General features: G+C 58.0%; 22 protein-coding genes and 1 pseudogene. 6 read left to right on the top strand and 17 right to left on the bottom strand.

Annotated elements, in window-relative coordinates; genetic code table 11:
* Positions 1 to 50 precede the first annotated feature (50 nt).
* The 3 genes from pncA to pncB all read left to right on the top strand — a co-directional run bounded on the left by pncA (position 51) and on the right by pncB (position 4,331).
* Entirely contained in the window at positions 51 to 647 is a 597-nt protein-coding gene (gene pncA / locus RSK20926_RS19860; RefSeq protein WP_008209499.1) for a bifunctional nicotinamidase/pyrazinamidase, read from the top strand.
* A 205-nt stretch (positions 648 to 852) separates the two neighbouring features.
* Positions 853 to 2,979, top strand: a complete 2,127-nt coding sequence (locus RSK20926_RS19855) for a hybrid sensor histidine kinase/response regulator (protein ID WP_232281935.1) — start codon at positions 853 to 855, stop codon at positions 2,977 to 2,979.
* Between the two features lie 62 nt (positions 2,980 to 3,041).
* A complete protein-coding gene (gene pncB / locus RSK20926_RS19850; protein WP_008209497.1) occupies positions 3,042 to 4,331 on the top strand; it encodes a nicotinate phosphoribosyltransferase in 1,290 nt (429 codons plus the stop codon).
* Positions 4,332 to 4,340: 9 nt separating this feature from the next.
* Here pncB and RSK20926_RS19845 read toward each other — a convergent pair whose 3' ends face one another.
* The 8 genes from RSK20926_RS19845 to RSK20926_RS19810 form a co-directional block, all read right to left on the bottom strand.
* Positions 4,341 to 4,883 carry a hypothetical protein gene (locus RSK20926_RS19845; protein ID WP_008209496.1) on the bottom strand — a complete coding sequence of 181 codons (543 nt, stop codon included), beginning with the start codon at positions 4,881 to 4,883 and terminating at the stop codon, positions 4,341 to 4,343.
* Complete coding sequence (locus RSK20926_RS19840) at positions 4,876 to 6,333, bottom strand: aldehyde dehydrogenase family protein (RefSeq protein ID WP_008209490.1); 1,458 nt, start codon at positions 6,331 to 6,333, stop codon at positions 4,876 to 4,878. The genes RSK20926_RS19845 and RSK20926_RS19840 overlap by 8 nt, the downstream gene beginning before the upstream one ends.
* Positions 6,326 to 6,799, bottom strand: coding sequence for a GNAT family N-acetyltransferase (locus tag RSK20926_RS19835; protein ID WP_008209489.1), 474 nt, complete (start codon positions 6,797 to 6,799; stop codon positions 6,326 to 6,328). Before RSK20926_RS19835 ends, RSK20926_RS19840 begins: the two co-directional genes overlap by 8 nt.
* Entirely contained in the window at positions 6,796 to 8,388 is a 1,593-nt protein-coding gene (locus tag RSK20926_RS19830; RefSeq protein ID WP_008209488.1) for an ABC transporter ATP-binding protein, read from the bottom strand. Before RSK20926_RS19830 ends, RSK20926_RS19835 begins: the two co-directional genes overlap by 4 nt.
* Positions 8,385 to 9,200, bottom strand: a complete 816-nt coding sequence (locus RSK20926_RS19825) for an ABC transporter permease (RefSeq protein ID WP_008209487.1) — start codon at positions 9,198 to 9,200, stop codon at positions 8,385 to 8,387. Before RSK20926_RS19825 ends, RSK20926_RS19830 begins: the two co-directional genes overlap by 4 nt.
* Positions 9,201 to 9,327: 127 nt before the next feature.
* A complete protein-coding gene (locus RSK20926_RS19820) occupies positions 9,328 to 10,275 on the bottom strand; it encodes an ABC transporter permease (RefSeq protein ID WP_008209486.1) in 948 nt (315 codons plus the stop codon).
* 12 nt (positions 10,276 to 10,287) lie between these two features.
* Entirely contained in the window at positions 10,288 to 10,695 is a 408-nt protein-coding gene (locus RSK20926_RS19815) for a (R)-mandelonitrile lyase (RefSeq protein WP_008209485.1), read from the bottom strand.
* 72 nt (positions 10,696 to 10,767) lie between these two features.
* A complete protein-coding gene (locus tag RSK20926_RS19810) occupies positions 10,768 to 12,246 on the bottom strand; it encodes an ABC transporter substrate-binding protein (protein ID WP_008209484.1) in 1,479 nt (492 codons plus the stop codon).
* A gap of 162 nt (positions 12,247 to 12,408) precedes the next feature.
* Here RSK20926_RS19810 and panB point away from each other — a divergent pair, with 162 nt between their 5' ends.
* From panB to glpK, 3 genes are all read left to right on the top strand, one after another.
* Positions 12,409 to 13,263 (top strand): 3-methyl-2-oxobutanoate hydroxymethyltransferase, encoded by an 855-nt coding sequence (gene panB, locus RSK20926_RS19805; protein WP_037255978.1) that lies wholly within the window; start codon positions 12,409 to 12,411, stop codon positions 13,261 to 13,263.
* An 8-nt stretch (positions 13,264 to 13,271) separates the two neighbouring features.
* Complete coding sequence (panC, locus tag RSK20926_RS19800; protein WP_008209479.1) at positions 13,272 to 14,117, top strand: pantoate--beta-alanine ligase; 846 nt, start codon at positions 13,272 to 13,274, stop codon at positions 14,115 to 14,117.
* 109 nt (positions 14,118 to 14,226) lie between these two features.
* Entirely contained in the window at positions 14,227 to 15,732 is a 1,506-nt protein-coding gene (gene glpK / locus RSK20926_RS19795) for a glycerol kinase GlpK (RefSeq protein WP_008209477.1), read from the top strand.
* A 265-nt stretch (positions 15,733 to 15,997) separates the two neighbouring features.
* Here glpK and RSK20926_RS19790 read toward each other — a convergent pair whose 3' ends face one another.
* From RSK20926_RS19790 to RSK20926_RS23235, 9 genes and pseudogenes are all read right to left on the bottom strand, one after another.
* Entirely contained in the window at positions 15,998 to 17,254 is a 1,257-nt protein-coding gene (locus tag RSK20926_RS19790) for a flavin-dependent oxidoreductase (protein ID WP_008209475.1), read from the bottom strand.
* A 105-nt stretch (positions 17,255 to 17,359) separates the two neighbouring features.
* Positions 17,360 to 17,902 (bottom strand): isopentenyl-diphosphate Delta-isomerase, encoded by a 543-nt coding sequence (gene idi / locus RSK20926_RS19785; protein ID WP_037255973.1) that lies wholly within the window; start codon positions 17,900 to 17,902, stop codon positions 17,360 to 17,362.
* Between the two features lie 155 nt (positions 17,903 to 18,057).
* Positions 18,058 to 18,516, bottom strand: a complete 459-nt coding sequence (locus RSK20926_RS19780; RefSeq protein WP_008209472.1) for a c-type cytochrome — start codon at positions 18,514 to 18,516, stop codon at positions 18,058 to 18,060.
* Between the two features lie 116 nt (positions 18,517 to 18,632).
* Complete coding sequence (locus RSK20926_RS19775; RefSeq protein ID WP_008209471.1) at positions 18,633 to 19,658, bottom strand: P1 family peptidase; 1,026 nt, start codon at positions 19,656 to 19,658, stop codon at positions 18,633 to 18,635.
* Between the two features lie 133 nt (positions 19,659 to 19,791).
* On the bottom strand, positions 19,792 to 20,145 hold the full coding sequence (locus RSK20926_RS19770; protein ID WP_008209470.1) for a cupin domain-containing protein: 354 nt from the start codon (positions 20,143 to 20,145) through the stop codon (positions 19,792 to 19,794).
* Positions 20,142 to 20,888 carry an SDR family oxidoreductase gene (locus RSK20926_RS19765; protein ID WP_008209469.1) on the bottom strand — a complete coding sequence of 249 codons (747 nt, stop codon included), beginning with the start codon at positions 20,886 to 20,888 and terminating at the stop codon, positions 20,142 to 20,144. The genes RSK20926_RS19770 and RSK20926_RS19765 overlap by 4 nt, the downstream gene beginning before the upstream one ends.
* 65 nt (positions 20,889 to 20,953) lie before the next feature.
* Positions 20,954 to 21,373: an alternative ribosome rescue aminoacyl-tRNA hydrolase ArfB gene (arfB, locus tag RSK20926_RS19760; protein WP_008209468.1), complete on the bottom strand. Its 420-nt coding sequence runs from the start codon at positions 21,371 to 21,373 to the stop codon at positions 20,954 to 20,956.
* An 85-nt stretch (positions 21,374 to 21,458) separates the two neighbouring features.
* Positions 21,459 to 22,082, bottom strand: coding sequence for a queuosine precursor transporter (locus RSK20926_RS19755; RefSeq protein WP_008209467.1), 624 nt, complete (start codon positions 22,080 to 22,082; stop codon positions 21,459 to 21,461).
* Between the two features lie 102 nt (positions 22,083 to 22,184).
* A pseudogene (locus RSK20926_RS23235) lies at positions 22,185 to 22,661 on the bottom strand (hypothetical protein); the annotation flags it as partial.

Raw genomic sequence — 22,661 nt, 5'->3', positions numbered from 1 at the left:
AAACCATGGCGGGTCATCTAGGAAGAGATCGAACAGGCAGGGATTGAGAAATGTCAGAGACTTTGATTGTAATTGATGTCCAGAATGATTTTTGCCCAGGAGGGGCGCTAGCGGTGCCTGGCGGAGACGAGGTTGTTGCCCCGATCAACGCCATGATGGCAGATTTTGATGCTGTCGTCTTGACCCAAGATTGGCACCCGCACGGACACTCATCTTTTGCCGCAAGTCATGAGGGGAAGGCACCTTTTGAAACCATCGAACTGTCCTATGGCACGCAGGTGCTTTGGCCGGAACATTGTGTTCAAGGAGAGAAGGGCGCAGATTTTCATGGTGACCTGAACACGCAAGCTGACCTCATCATTCGCAAGGGGTTTCGACCAGCAATCGATAGCTATTCGGCCTTTTTCGAAAATGACCAGAAAACCCCCACCGGTCTTGAGGGGTATCTGCGCGACCGAGGCCTGCAAAAACTGACCCTTGCGGGGTTGGCGACGGATTTCTGCGTAGCTTTTTCAGCTCTGGATGCAGCACGCCTGGGATTTGATGTTACAGTTGCTTTGTCTGCCTGTCGTGCCATTGATCTGGAGGGGTCGCTGGACAAGGCGATGACCAGGATGAAAGAGGCGGGGGTCCGCATCAAGATCTGATGCATTAGGAAATTTGACACAAGAATGTGAGAATAGTCCTTGCAGCGGGACTGGTTGAGGCCAATGTACGATGGAGGAAGCACAGAGAACTAAGCTGGGTCCGGTTGCCCGACATCAGGCGCATTTCAGTCCGGAGGGGCTGTTTGAACGTTACCTGAGAGGGCAAATCCGGCTGCTTTGGGTTCGGTTGGCCTATTGTGCTGGAATGAGCGCATTGCTGGTGGCATTGTTCTCTCTTGAGACAGGGCTTGCTGCACTTGTTCTGACTTGGTTTGCTGAACTCACAGATACATTGGTGCTACGTTATGCGCGTTTGCGAATGCAGCGTGGTGCCGCTCTGCGACCGCTTGAACTTCTGACTGCTTTTTCCAGCCTGTTCTACGGCGCGCTTGTCTCCGCCGCTGCGGTGGCTCCGTTCTGGATGGAAGACGGAGGTCTGAACGGGCAGACGGAATTGATTTTAGGCTTTCCGGCAGCATTCTTGACAGGAGCCACACTGAATATCGGGATGGTGATTTCCTATCACCGTTTGGCTGTTCTTGCCCGTCTTGCCTGCTATGCGGTGACACCCTTGTTGTTGCTGCGGGTCTGGCAGGACGCCTGGTTGTTAAACACGGACCTGCGACTGCAGGTTGTGGGACTTGTTGCCCTATATGTGGCTTTGGTTTGGTTTATTGTCTATGCACAGCGCGGCTTTGTCCGCACCAGAACCCTGCAGCTGACACAGGCGATGCAGCAACAAGAGCTGGAAAGCGCCTACCAAAGATTGCTGGAGCAACAAACCGAGTCGCGTCGCCTCGCGCTGGTGGCACGGCATGCCAACGACAGTATTCTTATGATCGACAAGACCGGCAGGACCGAATGGGTGAACAAGGCTTTCACCAAGACCACCGGTTACAGTTTCAAGGAAGTCTATGGACAGGATCTTGGGCTGTTGCTGAACCACCCGGATACCGATCCTGTCGCTGTCAAAACCATCAATGAGGGGCGCGCCCGCGGCGAATCCTTCAGGGTGGAACTCCTGAATAAGCGCAAGGATGGGCAGGCGATCTGGGTCGAGACCATCCAGGTCCCCATTCTTGGCGCCGACGGGACGCTCCAGTCCTATATCGCAATTGAACGTGATGTCACCCAGGCCAAGGAGCATGCCGACCATCTAGAAGAAGCCCGGGCGGCGGCAGAGGAAGGAGCCCGCGCCAAGGCAGAATTTCTAGCCAATATGAGCCACGAAATTCGCACGCCAATGAATGGCGTTATGGGCATGGCCCAGCTTCTCGAAGAAACCGAGCTAGACGAGGACCAGCGCCTCTATACGGATACTATTCTCAGTTCTGCTCGCACCCTACTGGCCCTGATCAATGATATTCTGGATCTGAGCAAACTTGATGCGGGCAAGATCGAGTTGAACCCGACAGATTTCGATCCGGGTTTGCTTTTTGAAGACACTCTGCGCTTGATGCGGGTTCAGGCAGAGGCCAAGGAACTGGAACTCACCTATGAACCGCAGGCAGATCTGCCTACGAGGCTGCGTGGGGATGACAACCGGATCAAGCAGATCCTGATCAATCTGATCGGCAATGCGGTCAAGTTTACCGACGAAGGCAAAGTGATGATTGCACTTGCCAGCGAGGAGTTGCCGGACGGAAGGGCAATGATACGGTTCTCGGTCAAAGATACCGGCGTCGGTATCGCCGAGGATAAACTCAGTGGGATCTTTGAGCGCTTCACCCAGGCGGATGCGGCGATCAACCGGCGCTATGGGGGGTCAGGGCTTGGACTTTCGATCTCCCGTCATCTAGTGAACCTGATGGAGGGTGAGATAAGCGTCGCCTCCAAACCAGGGCAGGGCTCCTGCTTTACTGTGGTGCTACCGCTGGAGCAGGTTGAACCTGCTGAAGAGGTTGTAGAAAGCCCGCCCTTGGAAGAGTCGGACCTCTCCTCCCTTGCAGGGCTTCGCCTCTTGGTGGCGGAGGACAATCGGGTAAACCGGCTTTTGGTTGAAAAATTCCTCAAACAGGCGCCGATACAGACGGCCTATGCCGAAAACGGGGCTGAGGCCATTGATTTAGCCCGAAGCTGGAACCCGGATGTCATCTTGATGGACGTCAGCATGCCTGTGTTGGATGGGGTGGAAGCAACCCGCATCATCCGCGCTTCGGACCTGCGCCAGCCGGTGATCATAGCCTTGACTGCAAATGCTTTTGCCAGCGATCAGCAAGCCTGTCTTGATGCGGGCATGGATGTATTCCTGTCAAAGCCTATCGGTCGCGAGAAACTGCTATTGACCCTGCTGGCCACCCAATCCCGGATGAGGGAGCTGCACGCCGGTTGATATCCTTGCCCCTTGCCGCTGCCTGTCCTATCAAAATGGGAACCAGCAGGAGGGGATCGCCGGTGGATATCGCAACCCGCGTCTACAATCATAAATGGAAGATCGATCCGATCGTCAGATCCCTGATCGATACCGATTTTTATAAACTCCTGATGTGCCAATCCGTCTTTCGAAATCGGCCAGATGCCGAGGTGCGCTTTTCGCTGATCAATCGCAGCACCAAGGTGCCGCTGGCAGATTTGATCGACGAAGGAGAGCTGCGCGAGCAGCTGGATCATATCCGATCATTGTCGCTCAGCCGCGGGGAGAGCACCTGGCTGCGCGGTAACACCTTTTACGGCAAACGGCAGATGTTCCGCCCTGACTTTATGGAGTGGTTCGAGGGCCTGCGCCTGCCGCCCTATCATCTGGAACGCAAGGGCGACCAATATGAGCTGAGCTTTGAGGGCAAATGGCACGAGGTCATGCTCTGGGAGATACCGGCGCTCTCGGTTCTGATGGAGCTGCGATCCCGCGCTGTGCTCAACGGCATGGGCCGGTTTGAGCTGCAGGTGCTTTATGCGCGCGCCATGACGAAGGTCTGGGAAAAGATTGAGCGCTTGCGTCAGATTGATGGCCTCAGCATTGCTGATTTCGGCACCCGGCGGCGCCATGGCTTCCTATGGCAGGATTGGTGTGTTCAGGCGATGATGGAGGGGCTGGGGGAGAAGTTCACCGGAACTTCGAATTGCCTTATCGCCATGCGCCGCGAGGTGGAGGCAATCGGGACCAATGCCCATGAGCTTCCGATGGTCTATTCCGCCTTGGCCAAAGATGATGAGGCCCTGGCGCGCGCACCCTATGATGTGCTTTCGGATTGGCATGAGGAGCATGAAGGTAACCTGCGCATCATCCTGCCAGACACCTATGGCACCAAGGGCTTTCTGGAGCATGCGCCGGATTGGCTGGCCGGATGGACCGGTATCCGCATCGACAGTGGCGATCCTGCCAAAGGAGCTGAAATCGCTATCGCCTGGTGGAAGGAGCGTGGGGAAGACCCGGCGGCAAAACGCGTAATCTTCTCCGACGGGTTGGATGTAGATAAAATCGCAGCCCTGCATCAGCAGTTTTCTGGCCAGACAAAGATCTCCTTTGGTTGGGGGACACTTTTGACCAATGATTTCCGTGGCCTGGTGCCGGGTGATGCTTTGGCACCCTTCTCTCTGGTCTGCAAAGCGGTCTCTGCCAATGGCCAGCCCACGGTCAAACTCTCTGACAACCCTGAAAAAGCCATGGGACCCGCAGAAGAGGTTGTCCGCTACAAACGGGTCTTTGGGGTCGGAGAACAGGAGCGCCAGGAGGTGGTGGTCTGACGACCAGCTTCAGTTGGGGGTAACCGATGCCCCCTTGGATTTTCGGGACGCGCGAAACACAATCCAGATTGCCAAGAATACCCCAGCAAAGCCACCCAGGTAGCTGGCGTCATGCATGATGCCAGCCCGCACAAAGCCTAAAGGATCGCTGACCACAACGGGCAGAGGCAGCTCGGCTGCGATCTCGGCGTTGATCGCCAGGCTGGCAAATAGCAAACCACCTGCGGCGGCGATAGCGGTGCTCAGCAGCACTGCCGTAATTGCCCTGATGCCAGCGGCCCTGAACGGATTGGCTTCTGTAAATAGGATTGCTCCCAGGAGGAAAGGCGGCACACCAACAAACAGGCCCATCCACCAGCTCGCTTGCCACCCAACCATGGCCGCTCCGATGCGGGGGGAGAGATCCATAGGAATGGCGAATTGCTGAAACTTGTACCGCAGAAAGTAATCTGGCCCGACGCTATAGCTGATCTGATTGTGCAGCGCACCAAACAGTCCGGCGGCAAGAACCGACAGCGCGAGCAGGAGCAGAAAGATCCCGAACTTAGCCATGATGCGCTGCAACCGTTTTGAGCTGAGAAAATCCGTATAGCGCCTCAAAACCCTTCTCGCGTCCATGGCCTGATTTCCCAACCCCGCCAAAGGGCAGTTCAACCCCGCCCCCGGCGCCGTAGTTGTTCAGGAAGACCTGCCCTGCGCGGAGTTTCTTGGCCAGGCGCATTTGGCGTGCACCATCGCGGGTCCAGACGCTTGCGACCAGACCATATTCGGTTGAATTGGCAATCTCCAATGCCTCCTCCTCTGTCTCAAAGGGGATAAGCACCTGAACCGGGCCAAAAATCTCTTCCTGCGCCAGGGCATGGGTGGGTGGCACATCAGCAAAGAGCATCGGAGCAATATAGGCGCCTTTGGGGTCGGCGCTATCGACAATCCTGCCCTTGGCGGCAACCTCCAGGTCCTTGCCTTGCGCAATATACCCTTCGACGATCTCCTTCTGACGGCTGGAAATCAGCGGGCCAAGGCGCTGGTCCTCCGTGGCGGGGCCAACGGTCAATTCGGCATAGGCCGCACTCATCCGTGCCTTGACCTCTTCATAGAGCCCGCGTTGCACCAATATGCGGGAAGAGGCAGAGCAGGTTTGACCAGCATTCTGGATCCCGGCGTTGACCAGGAAGGGAAGGGCGGCATCAAGGTCGGCGTCGTCAAAAACCAGTTGCGGGGATTTTCCGCCCAGTTCCAATGTTACCGGAACCACATTGGCACCTGCTGCCTGCTGTACCAACGCGCCGGTCCTGACCGAGCCGGTAAAGGAAATGTGGTCCACACCGGAATGCGCGCTGAGGGCAGCACCGGCTTCACCGCCCAGACCAGGCACGATATTCAACGCCCCAGCTGGCAGACCTGCCTCCTGGGCGATCTGGCCAAAGGCGAGGGCTGTGAGGCAGGCTTCCTCGGCTGGTTTCAGAACGCAGGCATTGCCCATGGCCAAGGCTGCACCGATTGAGCGGCCGATAATCTGCATTGGATAGTTCCAGGGTACGATATGGCCGGTGACCCCATGTGGTTCGCGCAGGGTATAGACGGTGTAGCCGTCCAGATAGGGAATGGTTTCTCCCATGACCTTATCCGCAGCGCCGCCGTAGAACTCGCAATATCGGGCCAGGGCAACCGCATCGGCACGTGCCTGAGTCAGAGGTTTGCCAACATCCATTGCTTCCAGCGCGGCCAGATCCTCTACCCGTTCCAGAACCAGTTGCCCGATACTGGTAAGAATGCGGCCCCGTTCCAAGGCCGTCATGCGCCCCCAGCCCCCCGCCAGAGCCTCTTTTGCGGCGCCTACCGCCAGATCGATGTCTGCCTGCTGGCCGCGCGCAATCCGGCAGATCTCTTGACCATCCGAAGGGTTTACCAAGGGCAGGTTTTTGCCTCCAACAGGAGGCTGCCATTGGCCTGAGATGAAGCAAAGCGAAGGGTCAAACCATAGGGGGGAGGTATCAGTCATGATCTGGTCCTGTAATGTAAAAGCTGAAACTTTTGCTCTGGTGTTCCGTGAATGGTGCGCCTTCGTTCAGGTCGGAAACACCAGGCAGAATACTAAGGCAAGTCCCCCAAAAGGCGAGCGCCTGTGGGGATTGCCTGGAGATACCCATGCGCCAATGGCCTGGGAATTCCTGCAGCAGTAGGGCGGCGGCCTGCTGGCCCAACCCCTGGCGACGATGGCGTGGCGCAATCGAAAACTCAGAGAGTTCGCGCCTGTCATCGGGGAGGTTCAAGACTAGGGCAAAGCCGATCCTTGCGCTTTTCTGGCGGATCCAAAAGGCGGTGACATCCTTGCGGTTCAGCATCTGCCCGGATCGCTTTCCCGGATCAATTTTTGCATCGGGCGCGATCTCAGCAAAATAGGGGGCAAGCACAGAGGCAAAAAGGGCCTGTTCACGCGGCAGGATCAGTTGCAAGGAGACGGTCATGCAGCCCCCTGATCCAGATCTGGCAAGACCGGCGCGGCCTGGATCAATTGCTGTGTATAGGGGTGCTGCGGATCATCAAAGATCTCTTTGGTGTTACCCTGTTCCACAATTTCTCCTTTCTGCATCACCAGACAGCGGTCGGTGACGGTGCGCACCACTGAAAGGTCATGGCTGATAAAGAGATAGGTAAGGCCATAGGCCTCGCAAAGCTCGACCAGAAGATCCAGAATGCGAGCCCGCACAGAGACATCCAGAGCTGAGACTGCCTCATCAAAAATGATCAGTTCAGGCCGGGTGATCAAGGCACGGGCAATGGCAATACGCTGGCGTTGCCCGCCGGAGAATTGGTGGATGTATTTATGCGCATCTTCGGGCCCCAGGCCAACCGCGCGTAGTGTTTCTGCGATCAAGTCTTCGCGGGCGCCTCCTTTGGGTGCATTTGGCAGCGCGTAAAAGGGTTCGGTGATCAGTCGGTCCACCCGATGGCGCGGGTTGAAGCTGCCAACGGGGTCCTGAAACACCACTTGCATTTTACGCCGTTGCTCTGGGTTTCTAATCGCTGCGAGCGGGGCGCCATCCAATAGAATTTCGCCTCCTTGCAGAGGTTCCAGGCCCAAAATAGCCCGTGTTAGGGTCGATTTTCCGCAACCAGACTCTCCTACCAGGCCTAGGCGCTCGCCTCTGTTCAAGGTGAGGGAGACATTGCGCACCGCGCGAAAGGACTGAGGTTTCGCAAAGAGTGATGTACGGGGAAGAGGGTAGTCACGGATAGCGCCACGAACTTCGAGTAGCGGACTGGGAGACTGCGGTGCCGGCAGGGTGACTTGGTGCTTTGAGGCGGCAAAGAGCATCCGGGTATAGGGATGCTGCATATCGCGCAAAAGCCCCTGTGTAGAGCCTGTTTCTACCACCTCTCCATGACGCATGACCACGATGTGATCGGCTAGCTCTGCCACCACCGCCAGATCATGGGTGATGATCAACAGGCCCATATCATATTCCTGGACCAGATCCTGAAGCAGCTCCAGGATTTGTGCTTGGGTGGTGACATCCAGGGCCGTTGTGGGTTCGTCCGCGATCAGAAGCTTGGGGCGCAGGGCGATGGCCATGGCGATCACCACCCGCTGCCTCTGCCCGCCAGAGAGTTCATGGGGAAAGCGCGACAGAGGAAAACGCTCTGGTGGCAGCCCAACCCGTGCCAGCAGTTCGCGGGCGTGATCCTCGGCCTGTTCAGGCGGCATCGCCTTGTGGATCAGGATGGTTTCCATCACCTGTGCGCCAATGGTTTTAACCGGGTTCAGCGCCGTCATTGGCTCCTGAAAGACCATACCGATACTGCTGCCTCGAAGATCGCACATGGCTTCTTCGCTTTGCTGCAGCAGGTCGCGGCCTTCCAGACAGATAGAACCAGTGACTTCAGCCGCTTCAGGCAAGAGCTGCATCACTGAAAAGGCGGTCATGCTTTTGCCGGATCCGCTCTCACCGGTGACAGCAAGGATTTCACCCGGCGCAAGGTGGAAGGAAACATCCTTCAGGATCTCTTTTGATCCGATCCTCAGAGAAAGAGTGTTGATCTCAAGCAGGTTCATTCGCGAACCTCGCGTAGTTTAGGGTCCAGCCAGTCACGCAAGCCATCCCCCATCAGATTGAGGCCCAGAACCGAGACAATGATGGCGCTGCCAGGGATCAGCGCGAGATGCGGTGCAAAGCTGACCATGGTCTGTGCGTCAGCCAGCATGCGACCCCAGCTAGGTGTGGGGGGCTGCGCGCCAAGACCGACATAGGACAGCCCCGCTTCGGCCAGGATGCCAAGGGAGAACTGAATGGTGCCCTGTACGATCAGCAGATTGGCGACATTGGGCAGGATATGCTCAGCCGAGATCCGGACCGCGCCTTTGCCTGCGACACGTGCGGCCAGGATGAATTCCCGCTGCCAGAGCGGCAAGGCGGCACCGCGGGTGATGCGGGCAAAAACGGGTATGTTGAAAATACCGATGGCAATGATTGCATTGACGGCGCCCGCACCAAAGATGGCGGTGATCAAGATGGCGATGACCAGCGAGGGGAAGGCAAAGACCAGATCATTGCCTCGCATGATCAACTCATCCAGCCAGCTGCCCTTGCGCGCGGCGGCGGTCAGACCCAGGGGTACGCCCAGCCCCATGCCAATCCCAACGGCGACCAGTGCCACTGCAATGGACGTACGTGCGCCGACCATGACCATGGAGAAAATGTCGCGACCGAAATGATCCGTGCCCAGCCAATGGGTGCCATTGGGGATCTGCAGCTTGGCCGGGATGTTCAGCGCGGTGTGGTCAAAGGGGGTCCAGACAAAGGAGAGCAGGGCCGCCAGCAGGACAAGCGAAGAAAGGAGCCCACCAAGGATTAGATTGCGGGTCATGGACGAATCCTTTGGGGTGAGAGCAGCCCGGCTGGCAAACCGGGCCGCGCCCGACCCTCCCCACGGGAGGGCGCCTTGCACCCACCCAGGGTCAGGCGCGACCCTGAATGATATGTCGCTACGTCCATCATGTCCGGCTCCTGAGACGGGGATCGACCAGCGCATAGGCGAGGTCGACCAGGAAATTCACCAGAATGACCGCAAAGACTAGGAGCATGACCACCGATTCCACCACGATCAGATCGCGCGAAGAGATCGCTTGAAACACCAACCGCCCGAGGCCGGGCAGGAAGAAGACCTGCTCGATAATGATGGCACCGGCCAGGAGGAAGGAAAACTGCAGCCCGATGATGGTTAGCACAGGGATCATCGCATTGCGCAGCCCGTGCCGCCAGAGTGCCTGGCGGCGGGTGAGGCCTTTGGCGCGGGCGGTGCGCATGAAATCTTCTCCTAGAATATCCAGGAGGGCTGAGCGCATGACCCGCGTCAGGATGGCGGCCTGAGGCAGGGCAAGGGCGATGGCCGGCAGCGTCAGGGAATGCAAGGCGGGCCCAAGGCCGCTCTCCCAGCCTGCGAAGCCCCCGGCGTTGAACCAGCGCAGGTTGATGGCAAAAATCAGGACCAGGATCATGGCGAACCAGAAATTGGGTACTGCCACTCCCAATTGGGTTGCGCCCATGACAGCCATGTCACCACTCTTGCCCCGGCGCGCGGCGGCGTAGATCCCGGCAGGAAAGGCAATGAGGGTCGAGAGCGTCAAGGCATAGAGCGCCAGCGGTAAGGAAACCCACATGCGATCCGCAATCATCCCCGCCACTGGCGTGCGATAGGTGTAGGACATGCCAAAATCGCCCTGCAGCATGCCCTGCACCCAGGCAAAGTAGCGCTCTCCCTTGCTTTGGTCGAGGCCCAGTTCAGTCCGCAGGGCAGCCACTGTATCGGGCTCTGCATTGATCCCCAGCATGAAAGAGGCCGGATCGCCCGGGGCCACCTCTATCACAAAAAAGATCACCAGCGAGGCTACCGCAAGGCTGAGGGCCAGCGAGAGGCTGCGTTTGAGGGTGTAGCGGAGCATAGGGGTCTTTCGTCAGCCAGCAGGCGCCAGATAGTCGCTGTCTGCCACTGGTTCCTGCCAGTCGGCGGCAGAGCCATCCACAGATTCCTGGATTGCCAGATGCACCATCGCGGTTTCAGGCCCTGCGCCGTGCCAATGCTCGACACCCGGAGGGATCCAAATGGTATCTCCGCTCTTCATTTCACGTGGTGGGCTGCCGCGCAGACCGACCAGACCCTTGCCATGCAGGATATGCAGGGTCTGCCCCAGAGGATGGGTATGCCAATTGGTTCGTGCACCGGGGTCAAAACTGACCCGCAGCGCATTGACCCGCGCGGGTGGTTGTGAGTCGATAATAGGATCCATCCAGACCCTGCCAGTGAACCACTTGTCAGGGGCTTGGCGGCTCGGCCGCGAGCCAGCGGGGTAAAGTTCGATCATTGGAGCATCCCAAATTGGGTAGGGCCTGGCCCCGATCGATCGCAGAGGGCCAGGCAAGTTGTCCCTGCGCGGTTACTCAGCCCAGCTGACAGAAGTCAGGTCGGTGGCCTGAGTGGGGGCATTTGCCCAGAGGCCTTGCAGCTTGGCATTGGCAACGCTTAGGGCGGCCAGCTGGAACAGATAGCCATTCACATAGTCCTTGGAGATGGTCTCTTGTGCTTCCTGCAGCATGGATTGACGCATTGCCGGATCGGTGGTGCCGTTCAGCTTTTCCATCAAGGCTTGGAAGGCGGGATTGTCATACTGGAAATAGTATTCCGGACGGGCATAGATGCCGATATCCATCGGCTCGGTATGGCTGACGATGGTCAGGCCAAAATCCTTACCGCGGAAGACCGTCTCTAGCCATTGGGCCCATTCCACATTGATGATCTCTGCCTTGATGCCCACCTGCGCCAGTTGGGCCGCGATGATTTCACCACCACGGCGCGCATAAGATGGCGGGGGCAAGTGCAATGTGGTTTCAAAGCCATCGGCCAGTCCTGCCTCTGCCAGAAGTGCCTTGGCGCGTTCCGGGTCGTAGCCGGAGTTTCCGGTCAGGTCTTTGTAAGCCGGGTTATGCGGCGCAAAATGGCTGCCGATCGGGGTGCCGTAGCCGAACATGGCACCATCGATGATGGCCTGGCGGTCGATAGCATGGGCCAGGGCCTCGCGCACTTTCACGTTGTCAAAGGGCGCCTGCTTGTTGTTGGTCGAGAGGATCGTCTCCCCCTCGGTGGAGCCTACCAGGACCTGGAACCGCGGATCCGCATCAAATTGCGGCAGGTTTTCAGGTGCTGGGAAACCGGAAAAGGCATCGATGTCCTCGGCCATCATCGCTGCAAAGGCCGCAGTCGGGTCCGAGATGAATTTAAAGGTCGCCTTTTCCAGATGGGCAGGTGTTCCCCAATAGTCCGCATTGCGTTCCAGATCGATCCGGTCTCCCTGCACCCAACCTGCAAATTTGAAGGCACCGGTGCCCACGGGCGCGGTTTTGATGTCATCAATGCTTTCAGGTGCGACGATGACTGCATCGCCCCAAGCGAGGTTGAACAGAAAGTTGCCATTGGGCTGGTTCAGCGTCACCTGCACCGTTGCCGAATCCACAACCGTCACTCCGGCAATATCGGCAAAAAGCGCCTTTTGCGCATTGGTGCTATCTTCGGCACGGGCCCGGTCGAGGGAGAATTTGACATCCTCCGCGTCCATTGCCGTGCCGTCATGGAAGGACACGCCGATGTTCAGATGGAAGGTGTAGGTCAGACCGTCCTCGGAGATTTCCCAGCTTTTGGCCAGGCCAGGCACAACAGAGCCATCGCCCATGAAACGGGTGAGGCCTTCGAAAACGTTAGAATAGAGAACCTGATCAATTGCACCGGCTGCGGCACTTGTTGGGTCCAGATGCGGTGGCTCCAGCTGTAGCCCGATGGTGGCGCTGTCCTTTGCCCAGGCAGCACCCGCTGCAAGCGCAAGCGCGGAACTGGCGGCGAAAACAAGTGATCTGAACATCATCTTTCAACTCCCTGGTCACAATGGATGCCCTGGTTTGGGGCGTTTTTTGCAAGTCTTCCCGCTTTCCGCGAGGTAATCAAGGGCGGCGGGACATTTCGCCCTCTGGAAGCACGCGGCGTTAATTGTTACTCGTGCGCAACCCGTACAAAACCAGGGAAGATCATGAGCGCGAACACTCAGGCCCCGAAGATCACCGCAGGGACTATTCTGGCCCAAAAGGGCAAAACACCAATTGTCAGCCTAACCGCCTATACCACTCCGATGGCGCAGATGATGGATGCACATGCAGATGTTGTCCTGGTTGGCGATAGCGTCGGCATGGTGCTGCATGGGTTGCCCTCGACCCTGGGCGTCACCATGGAAATGATGATCCTGCACGGGCAGGCCGTCGCGCGGGGGCTAAAGGAAGCGATGCTGGTCATCGATATGCCCTTTGGCAGCTATGAAGAGGGGCCAGAGCAGGCCTTTGGCAACGCGGCGCGTTTGATGCGCGAAACCGGTGCTGCTGCGGTCAAGCTGGAAGGCGGCGTCGAAATGGCCGCGACCATCAGTTTCCTGACCGCGCGCGGCATTCCTGTGATGGCTCATGTTGGTTTGACCCCCCAGTCGATCAACACGCTGGGCGGCTACAAAGTGCAGGGCCGTGATGAGGCTGGTGCTTCGGTGCTGGAAGGTGCACACGCCGTAGCCGAGGCCGGGGCCTTTGCCGTGGTGCTGGAGAAGGTTCCAGAAAACCTCGCCAATGAAATCACCGCCGCGGTGCCGATCCCAACCATCGGCATCGGCGCCTCCGCAGGTTGCGACGGGCAGGTGCTGGTGGTGGATGACATGCTGGGCATGTTCACCAGCTTCAAACCCAAGTTCGTGAAACGCTATGCGGATCTGGGCACCACGGCAGAGGCGGCGATTGCCGAATATGCCGCTGAGGTGCGCGCCCGTAGCTTCCCGGCTGCCGAACATGTCTTTGCCGATCAGGCGCCCGCTGCCGCCGCTGCCAAAGCACCCTCCAAGGACTGAATACACTCATGACCGCTCCTATCATTCGCCGCCTCGCTGAATTGCGGGGCAAACATCGCGACTGGACCCTGGCCGGCGAAAGCATCGGCGTTGTCCCCACCATGGGCGCATTGCATGCCGGGCACCTGTCTCTGGTCGAAGCGGCCAAAGAGGCTTGCGACCGGGTCATCGTGACGATTTTTGTGAACCCCAAGCAGTTCAACAACCCTGAAGACCTGGCAAACTACCCACGCACCGAGCATGAGGATGCGGTCAAACTGGCGCCCTATGGAGTTGATGCGATCTATGTGCCGGACCCGGATGAGATCTACCCGCAGGGCTTTGCCACCAATGTCTCGGTCACGGGTGTCAGTGATCAGATGGAGGGCGCCTGCCGCCCAGGTCACTTTGACGGGGTGGCCACGGTGGTTGCAAAGCTGTTCCTGCAGACCGGCGCCGGTAAGGCCTTCTTTGGTGAAAAGGACTATCAGCAGCTTTTGGTAGTGCGCCGCATGGCGCGGGATCTGGACATCCCGATTGAGGTCATCGGTTGCCCCACCGTGCGTGAGACCTCTGGTCTGGCGATGTCCTCACGTAATCTGCGCCTTTCGGAGGAGGGGCTCGAGAAGGCCTCAAAGCTCTATCCCGTGCTGCAGCGCCTGTCGGCAGAGCTGAAAGCCGGCGCGGAATTCGCATCTCTGGAGCCCCAGGCGAAGGCGGCGCTTCTGGCGGCAGGGTTTGAGGAAGTGGAGTATCTTTCTCTCAACTGCACGGAAAACCTGTCTCCTCGTGATCGGGCGGATGGCCCCGCACGACTTTTTGCGGCGGCCTGGATGGAAGGCATTCGGCTGATCGACAATGTCCCTGTCGGTTAGGGCTTAGCGGGTCTGGGGCCTATTTCGACTAAATATTTAGTAGGGGCTGGCGGTGGTGCCATTTTCCTGTCTAAACTCCCGCCCTAAGACAAGTTAGCAGGGGCGGGAAATGAACTATATTCTGGCGATCGATCAGGGCACCACATCAACACGGGCCATTCTCTTTGATGGCGAGATGCAGCCGTTGCGCACGGCTCAGCAGGAGTTCACGCAACATTTCCCCCAGGCTGGCTGGGTAGAGCACGATCCGGAAGAGATCTGGGAAACCGTGCTCGCCACCTGTCGGCAAGTGATCGCAGAGCAGGGGATCGCCGCAGGAGAAATCGCCGGGATCGGCATTACCAACCAGCGCGAAACCACGGTTGTCTGGGATAAAGAGAGCGGCAAGGCGCTGCACAATGCCATCGTTTGGCAGGACCGTAGAACCGCAGACTATTGCAGCAGGCTTCGCAACGAAGGTCATGAGGCGGAGATCAGCCATAAGACAGGGCTGTTGCTGGATCCCTATTTTTCAGGAACCAAGGTGAAGTGGATACTCGACCAGCATCCGGAAGCCCGCGCAAAAGCTGCATGTGGTCAGGTTCTGTTTGGAACGGTCGACAGCTATTTGATCTGGCGCCTGACGGGTGGAGTGTCTCATGTGACCGATGCCACCAATGCTTCGCGCACCATGCTGTATGATATCCGCTCCGGAGCTTGGGATGCGGGGATCTGTGACTTGATGGATATCCCCATGGCCATGTTGCCTGAGGTCAAAGACTGCGCCGCCGAATTTGGCACCACCGATGCGGCGCTTCTGGGCGCCTCATTGCCGGTGCTTGGTGTCGCAGGGGATCAGCAGGCCGCCACCATCGGACAGGCCTGTTTTGCGCCCGGAATGATGAAATCCACCTATGGAACCGGTTGTTTTGCGCTGCTCAATACTGGTGACACGCCGGTCGCCTCGCAGAACCGTATGCTGACGACGGTTGCCTACCAGTTGGAGGGGCGCACCAGCTACGCGCTCGAGGGATCGATCTTTATCGCAGGCGCAGCGGTGCAATGGCTGCGCGATGGGCTCGGCGTGATAGAAAATGCGGCTCAGAGTGGTGAACTCGCGCAGTCAGCAGATCCTGGGCAGGATGTCATTTTGGTTCCGGCCTTCACCGGGCTTGGCGCGCCCTATTGGCAGCCGGAATGCCGCGGTGCTGTCTTTGGCCTGACGCGGAACTCTGGCCCCGCAGAGTTTGCCCGCGCAGCATTGCAAAGCGTTGCCTATCAGACCCGCGATCTCTGGGAAGCCATGCGGGCGGATTGGCAGGCTGCGGGGCAAGCGGATGCGGAAGGGGTCTCTCTGCGCGTCGATGGTGGGATGAGTGCCAGCGACTGGGCCATGCAGAGCCTTTCGGATCTGTTGGGTGCCTCGGTTGACCGGCCTGTCATGCAGGAAACCACAGCCCTTGGTGCGGCCTGGCTTGCGGGCATGAAGGCAGGGCTCTACCCTTCGCAACAGGAGTTCGCAGAAACCTGGGCATTGGATCAGCAATTTGATCCGAAGTTGCCAGCCGATCGGCGTGAGGCGGCCTATGAGCGCTGGAAGCGTGCGGTCGAAGCTGTGATCGGGTTTCAGAACTGACGCTGACAGTCAGGGCATTCGGGTGAGGGGGAGCTCCCGCGCCTGTGGCACGCGCTGGCTTTGCCAGCACATACCAAACAGTCTTGGGCCTGGCGCCGTGCTACGCCCGGCGCTTCCCAAGTAGTGAGGGCCGAAGGCCAGTCATGCCCCAGATCTAGTCGAGGATTGGTCGCTTGCCGTTTAGGTGCAAGGCCCAACGGGAAGAGGGCATGAAAATGTCCGATGACGGGCGGGAGAGCTCGGCCTGATCAGGCAGCAAGGGAGATCAAACGCCACGGGTCAATTCGGGGATTATTGACGGCGCAGCATTCAAGGCATCAATGCCAAACCCAGCAACGGATTTATACCTATTGGCATGGGCTTCCAATTCTGCGCGCGGGATAATCTCCTCGATCTTCTTAAACCGTCCACCGCAGAGATCCTCTACCCGTTGCAGGACCGCATCCGGACCTTGACCTGCGCGGTTTGCTTTGCCGATCTGCGTCGCTGCAGGGCGCATTTTTTCCTCATAGGCGCTTAAAGTGGTCTCTGACAGGCCGTGACGCAAAAAACTGGCCCCTAGGCTGCGTGCATCCAGAATGGCCTGAGATGCGCCATTGGAGCCAACAGGATAGGTCGGATGCGCAGCATCCCCCATCAAGGTTACACGACCATGGGTCCAGCGCGGTAAGGGGTCGCGATCCACCATCGGGTATTCAAAGACCCGATCGGCCTTGCGGATCAGGGCCGGAACATCGGCCCAGTCGAACTGCCAGCCTTCAAAATCACCGATGAAGTCGCCAATATCTGCTGCCCTGTTCCAATCTTCTTTGTTCCAGGTGCTTTGGGGGTCGACATGTTTCTCAGCAATCCAGTTGATCACTGATTGCCCCTGTGCATCCGGCTGCGTGATGGGGTAGGCAACAAAGCGCAAGGCGTCATGGCCAATCATAACCATCGCTGCCTGCCCCTTCCAGGCTCTGGCCCGCGAAGTTGCGCGCCAGAGGATACGCTGGTTCCAAATCGGTGCACCCTCGTTTGGGTACATCTGCTGTCGGATGGCGGAGTGGATGCCATCTGCTGCAACAATGATCTCGCCATCATGGCTCTGGCCATTCCTGAAATGCAGAGAAGCGCCTTCTTCCCGCGTTGTAAATCCAACTGCCTCAATGCCGGTGGTTATGCAATCTTCTCCGGCGCGCTCCTTTAGGGTGCGCAGCAGGAGCATTTGCAGCTCACCTCGATGTATCGAATACTGCGGCCAGGAATAGCCCGCTGCTTGCCCGCGAGGCTCTTCCCAGATGGTTCCACCGGTCTTGCTGTAAAAACCCAGCTGCCGGGTGCGAATGCCGATTGCGTCCAGGTCGTCCTGCAGCCCTAGATCAAATAGCTCACGCACTGCATTGGGTTGCAGATTGATGCCAACCCCCAGCGGGCGCAGCTCTGGCGCTGCCTCATAGATGTGAAAGGCAACGCCAATCTGATGCAGGGTGAGGCCAAGGCTGAGACCGGCAATTCCTCCGCCAGCGATAATCACACACATAGTAAGCATGCCTCCTAATTGGGTGGAAGCAAGAAACCACGTTGCACCGGCCCAAAGCAAGGAGAAACAGTTGCGCGAAGCAACTACCTCAGGTTGCAAGGGGTTTTAGCTCTGAGAAGCGATGATCAGATCAGGTCCAAAAATCACATCCGCATATTTATGCAGGTAAATCTTGAGCCAAGGGGTAAAGCGTTCCGGATGGCGCTGCACCTCTGCCAAAAGGTCGTGATAATCCATCCAGCGGGTCTCCATGACCTCATCTGGATTGGGAGCTGGCTCCAGCGGTCGGTGTGCATGGGCCAGAAAGACATCAACAACCTCATGCTCGACCATGCCATGGCCAACATCCGCGCGATATTCCAGCTTGTGGCGAAACTCAGGGAATAGACCGCGAATGCCAAGCTCTTCTTCGAGGCGGCGCACCGCACAGGCGGATGACACCTCGTCCCACAAAGGATGGGTGCAACAGGTATTCGCCCAGAGGCCCGGCGTATGGTACTTCCCTAGCGCCCGGCGCTGCATCAGAATCTTCACGCCCTGGACAACAAAGACCGAAACGGCCTTATGCTTTAGCCCCTGCTCATGCGCCTGGAGCTTTTCCACCGGTGTCAGCTCGCCGTTCACCCAGGCCGGGATCATCTGTGACATGCGGCTGGAACTGTCCTTTGCCTTCCGTTCGCGATTTGCCTTGGCTAGCCCGCCTTGCGGAGCAAAGCAACTATGCGAAAGGCCGCGCCTCAAAAGGTCGCGGCCTGACGGTACGTTCATATGGCGCTCAACACAGAGTTTGGCGCGCTTGCGGATTACTCGGAAGCGGCTTCTTCGCTGGCTTCTTCTGCTGCTTCAACAACGGGGCCATGCTGTGCGAGGAAGGCAAAGATATCTTCACCGCCCTTTTTCAGCTTAAAGGACATTTTGGATTTGGCTTTGCTGTCACCCAAATGTTCCCGCAAAAATCCACGGGGATCTGCGGTAAAGGCCGCGAAGCTCTCTGCATCCCAGACCAGACCGCCTTCACCAGCGGCAACCAGATCCTTGCTGTATTTGAAGCCGTCAGCGCTACCGGCAGCGCGGCCTGCGATGCCCCAGAGGTTGGGACCGGTCTTGCCGCCTTTGACAATGGCTTCACCGGTGTCAGAAACAACCATGTGGCAAGATTTACATTTCTTAAAGCCCTTCTCCCCCTTGGCTGGGTCGCCTTCGGCGAAGGCAGGGGCGGCCAGAAGGCCAAGGACAGCTGCTGCGGATAGGATAGATTTCATATGCTTGCTCCGATCTTGAAGTTGGCTAGGGCAAATAGCTGCCCGATTTGGTTGAGTGTCAACGGGCAAAATCGCCTCAGTGACAGAGGCCGACAGGGGTCGGCGATTTCCTTTGGCTATCCCGCGTTCCAGCAGGGTAAGAGGTCATTCTCCTTTGGCGTTGCGTGATAGACCGCGCGGCAGATCGCCCGGCTGAGGCAGAGAGAGGCCGCATGGCCAATCAGGGCCAGAGCCGCATCAGGGTTTTCCAATTGCCGTTCCCCGGTGCTGGCGGCAAAGACAAGGTCTCCGTCACCTGGGCTATGGGCGGGCAGGCAGGCACGGCCAATACCATCATGGGCCGCCGTTGCGAGACGCTGGCACTGGGCTTTGCTGAGTTCCGCATCGGTGGCGACAATGGCAATTGTGGTGTTCCCCCCCTCCACCGGGAGGGTCCCTCCTTGTGATAGCTTTTGCATGGCTTCCGTCTTGCGGCTACGCAGATCACGCCCAAGGCCCGAACTCAGATCAGGGCCCAGGCCGCCAAATTCCTGGCTGATTTCATAAGCGGCAGCCCAAAAGTGCCGTTCGCCGGGCGTTGTCACAGATCCCATTGGGTTGGCCGCAACCAATGCGCCAACCGTGACACCGCTGTCTAACACGAAAGAGGCCGAACCCAGCCCACCCTTGAGGGTGGCGGTCAAGGCTCCGGTTCCAGCGCCATGACTACCGAGTTCGAAATCCTCAGAGACAGCCTCTAGTGCTGTGCGACCAAGTGCGGGATAGGGGTTATCCTGCCAATCCTTGAGCCCGCCATTGAGCAGATCAAACAGGATTGCACCAGGAACCAGAGGAATCACCGCAGAGCCCAATGTAAAACCTCGACCCTGTTCCCGCAGGCCAGCGACCACGCCAGAACAGGCATCAAGCCCAAAGGCAGAGCCGCCGGACAGGACAAGGGCATCGATCTGGGCAACGGATTTATCAGGGGCCAAGAGGTCTGTTTCACGTGTACCAGGCGCTCCGCCCATCACATGGACAGAGGTCGTCAGCGGCGCTTTGCCCAGCAACACGGTGGTGCCTGATTTCAAGGCATCATCCTGTGCGTTGCCAACCAGCAGACCGGGTACATCGGTTATCAGGTTCTTGGGACCTGGAATCATCACGGCTTGTCCTGTTTCATTTGCCGCTTTCAGGAACTGCGGACCCGTCCCTTTTAGCGCGGATAGTCAGAGCGTCTTTGATCCGGCGCAAACAAAGCAAGGGCATCGCCTTTTGCGCCAGCTTAGGCGCCCCTTAGATTCTGGGTTTGGGTGCCGCTGTGGCCGGATCGCCAGAATTTGGCTCACCCTTGGGTTCGATCAGCAGTACTTTGCACTCGTTCTCTGCTCGCGGACGATGAGTGACCCCTTTGGGGACTACAAAGAGCTCTCCCGCTTTCACAGGTTGTGACGGCTGCCCTTCGATATCCATCACCATCTCCCCCTCTAACACGAGGAAGAAATCATCGGTGGTTTCATGAAGGTGGAAGGGGTATTCGCCCTGAAACTTCACCACCATGATCTCGTTGTCATTGTAGTCCGCGATCACTTTGGGATCCCAGTGGCTGTCAAAAAGGGTCAATTTTCCCTTCAGATTGATCGGCTTCATATGCAGCGCCCTCCGTCGACTTCCATTGCAACACCGGTGATCATGCTGGCCTCATCCGAACAGAGAAAGCAAGCGGCATTGCCCATGTCCTCAGGGGTAGAGAACCGGCCAATCGGAATGGTCGAGAGGAACTTCGCTCGGATCTCAGGGGTGTCCTCCCCCATGAAGGATTTCAGCAGAGGTGTTTCGCCCGCAACCGGGTTGATCGCATTTACGCGGATCCCTTTAGGGGCCAGTTCTACTGCCATCGTCTTGGTTGCGGTGATCATCCAGCCCTTGGAGGCATTGTACCAGTTCAGGTTGGGCCGTGGTGACACGCCGGCAGTGGAGGCCACATTGAGGATTACGCCGGACTGACGTGTTTTCATATGCGGAACCAGGGCACGTGCGGTCAGGTAGACTGACTTCATATTCACGTTGAAAACGCGGTCAAAATCCTCTTCGCTGACCTCATCCAATGGGCTCGGCAGATGGGTAACGCCCGCATTGTTGACCAATAGGTCCACCTGCCCAAAGGCCTGTATTGCGGCCTCTGCCATGGCCTCGACCGAGGAGGCCTCCGCGACATCCACTTGCTGCGCCACGGCGGCCTCACCCTTGGCAGCGGCGAGTTCTTCTGCTGCAGTCCCGTTAATATCGGCGATCAGGACGCGGGCGCCTTCGTCCAGGAATTTCTCGACGATTCCCTTGCCAAAGCCCGAAGCTCCACCTGTTACAATTGCAGACTTACCAGCCAGTCGCATGAACAATCCTCCCGTTGTTTTGGGGGCAGCATGACCAAAGGGAAGGTGGGGTGCAATCGCCGGGGTTACTCGGGTTTGATCTTACCCCGCGTCGCCTTGACTTCGCTGCGTTGTTTTTTACCTTCAAGCCGTCGTCGCACAGAACCTTTGGTTGGTTTGGTCGCAATACGACGTTTTGGCACGACCAGGGCCTTGCGGATCAGCTCTGCCAGGCGTTCACGCACTAATTCGCGATTGCGGGTCTGGGAGCGGGTTTCATCGCATTGCAGCAGGATCGCGCCTTCTTTGGTCCAGCGCCGTCCTGCCAGACGCTTCAGGCGCGATTTGACTGCAGGCGCAAGGGCAGGGGAGCGCGCCGCTTCAAAGCGTAGCTCCACGGCGGAGGAGACCTTGTTCACATTCTGCCCCCCCGGACCAGAGGCCCGCATGAAGCTCTCACTCAGCTCCCAATCCTGAATAATGATCGTGTCGGTAACATGCAGCATGGCATGTGTTTAGCGGCTGCCACGCCAATGAAAAAGGCCGCTCTCCCAGCGAGGCGGCCTTTTGTCGAGTGATGTTGTTCTGCGGTTAAGCAACTTTGGCAGAGAGCCGCGCGACAATGATACGGAAGGGGATCAGGGCCAGCAGCGCAAGGGAGAGCTTCACCAACCAGTCTGCGACTGCAAGCGAGACCCAAAGAGGCGCCAATGGTCCAGCGCCGAGCAGCGGGAGGACCTCCCCGGCCCAGGAGATATCATTGCCGGGCTCAAGCCATGTCAGCGCGCCGGAAAAAGCGATGGTGAAGAAGAGCGCAGTATCCAGTGAGGATCCAACCAGGGTTGAGGCCAGCGGCGCACGCCACCACTTCCCTTCGCGCAGGGCGGAGAAGATGGCAACATCCAGGAGCTGAGCTGTCAGGAAGGCGAGGCCGGAACCGATGGCAATACGCAATGTCACCAATGGGCCAAATTCGCCCATGATCTGCGTACCGATGAGCGAACACACGACGCCTACCGCAAAGCCAGCCAACACCACGCGGCGCGCAGGTCCGGAGCCATAGACGCGGTTCATCACATCGGTGACAAGAAAGGCGATGGGATAGGTGAAAGCACCCCAGGTCAGCCATTGGCCAAAGAGGAATTGCACCAGAATATTGGAGGCCACAACAACGGCGGCCATGGCAAGGATGCCAGGTAGATAGGATCGGGTCATGTCAGAATCCGTTTTTTATACAAGGTCGCGGCGACTTGTTGCGCGGTCAGGCGCAATTCTCGCAGAGATACTCCTGTCATTTGAGATTCTGCAAGTTAGGTTTCACAAAAAAGAGCTCCTGTGCCGGTTTGAAAATCGGATCAATTGGGGCATCAATTTGGGCATAGGTTTCAACATCCGGTGCAACCGAAGAAGGCCTTCAAAAGAACAGGGGAGGCTCCCGTCCGTCGTCGGCTTTTGGAAAAAACTCTCCTCCCGTTGGGCCTGGGTCAAAACGCGATCCAGGGCTCGGACGGCTGAGTTGAACTCCTCGGGAGTTTTGGCCTTCAGCATTTCCTCAATCATTGAATCTATCGCGGGAGAGGTAACTCCCATGATGTTCCGGCTGCCCGTTTGTGCCGCACTGTCAGATCCCCAGTAAAGTCTTTGCTCATTGCCTGGGCTGAGAGAGAGGTCGCGTCGCACCCTCGACAGGTCGAAGTCAAACCCATTTTGGCGCTGGACATATTGAGCATTATCAACGGTTTCGACCTTTAGAGAAATGCCCAGTCCCGCCAGTGCATTCGCGTAGATATCGCA

This window comes from Roseobacter sp. SK209-2-6 (genome assembly GCF_000169455.1).
Lineage (GTDB): Bacteria > Pseudomonadota > Alphaproteobacteria > Rhodobacterales > Rhodobacteraceae > Pseudophaeobacter.
Note: the sequence above shows the minus strand (reverse complement) of the source record. Positions and strands in the feature narration are given on the sequence as shown.

Excerpts from the sequence above, each read along its gene's own strand:
- RSK20926_RS19775 (WP_008209471.1), bottom strand. The coding sequence starts at position 19,658 with ATGATTCCAGGTCCCAAGAACCTGATAACCGATGTACCCGGTCTGCTG.
- RSK20926_RS19820 (WP_008209486.1), bottom strand. The coding sequence starts at position 10,275 with ATGCTCCGCTACACCCTCAAACGCAGCCTCTCGCTGGCCCTCAGCCTT.
- pncA (WP_008209499.1), top strand. The coding sequence starts at position 51 with ATGTCAGAGACTTTGATTGTAATTGATGTCCAGAATGATTTTTGCCCA.
- RSK20926_RS19755 (WP_008209467.1), bottom strand. The coding sequence starts at position 22,082 with ATGACCCGATCCTATCTACCTGGCATCCTTGCCATGGCCGCCGTTGTT.
- arfB (WP_008209468.1), bottom strand. The coding sequence starts at position 21,373 with ATGCTGCATGTTACCGACACGATCATTATTCAGGATTGGGAGCTGAGT.
- RSK20926_RS19845 (WP_008209496.1), bottom strand. The coding sequence starts at position 4,883 with ATGGCTAAGTTCGGGATCTTTCTGCTCCTGCTCGCGCTGTCGGTTCTT.
- RSK20926_RS19830 (WP_008209488.1), bottom strand. The coding sequence starts at position 8,388 with ATGAACCTGCTTGAGATCAACACTCTTTCTCTGAGGATCGGATCAAAA.
- RSK20926_RS19815 (WP_008209485.1), bottom strand. The coding sequence starts at position 10,695 with ATGATCGAACTTTACCCCGCTGGCTCGCGGCCGAGCCGCCAAGCCCCT.
- RSK20926_RS19810 (WP_008209484.1), bottom strand. The coding sequence starts at position 12,246 with ATGATGTTCAGATCACTTGTTTTCGCCGCCAGTTCCGCGCTTGCGCTT.
- RSK20926_RS19825 (WP_008209487.1), bottom strand. The coding sequence starts at position 9,200 with ATGACCCGCAATCTAATCCTTGGTGGGCTCCTTTCTTCGCTTGTCCTG.
- panC (WP_008209479.1), top strand. The coding sequence starts at position 13,272 with ATGACCGCTCCTATCATTCGCCGCCTCGCTGAATTGCGGGGCAAACAT.
- RSK20926_RS19790 (WP_008209475.1), bottom strand. The coding sequence starts at position 17,254 with ATGTGTGTGATTATCGCTGGCGGAGGAATTGCCGGTCTCAGCCTTGGC.
- glpK (WP_008209477.1), top strand. The coding sequence starts at position 14,227 with ATGAACTATATTCTGGCGATCGATCAGGGCACCACATCAACACGGGCC.
- panB (WP_037255978.1), top strand. The coding sequence starts at position 12,409 with ATGAGCGCGAACACTCAGGCCCCGAAGATCACCGCAGGGACTATTCTG.
- RSK20926_RS19765 (WP_008209469.1), bottom strand. The coding sequence starts at position 20,888 with ATGCGACTGGCTGGTAAGTCTGCAATTGTAACAGGTGGAGCTTCGGGC.
- RSK20926_RS19770 (WP_008209470.1), bottom strand. The coding sequence starts at position 20,145 with ATGAAGCCGATCAATCTGAAGGGAAAATTGACCCTTTTTGACAGCCAC.
- RSK20926_RS19840 (WP_008209490.1), bottom strand. The coding sequence starts at position 6,333 with ATGACTGATACCTCCCCCCTATGGTTTGACCCTTCGCTTTGCTTCATC.
- RSK20926_RS19855 (WP_232281935.1), top strand. The coding sequence starts at position 853 with ATGAGCGCATTGCTGGTGGCATTGTTCTCTCTTGAGACAGGGCTTGCT.
- idi (WP_037255973.1), bottom strand. The coding sequence starts at position 17,902 with ATGTCACAGATGATCCCGGCCTGGGTGAACGGCGAGCTGACACCGGTG.
- RSK20926_RS19835 (WP_008209489.1), bottom strand. The coding sequence starts at position 6,799 with ATGACCGTCTCCTTGCAACTGATCCTGCCGCGTGAACAGGCCCTTTTT.
- RSK20926_RS19780 (WP_008209472.1), bottom strand. The coding sequence starts at position 18,516 with ATGAAATCTATCCTATCCGCAGCAGCTGTCCTTGGCCTTCTGGCCGCC.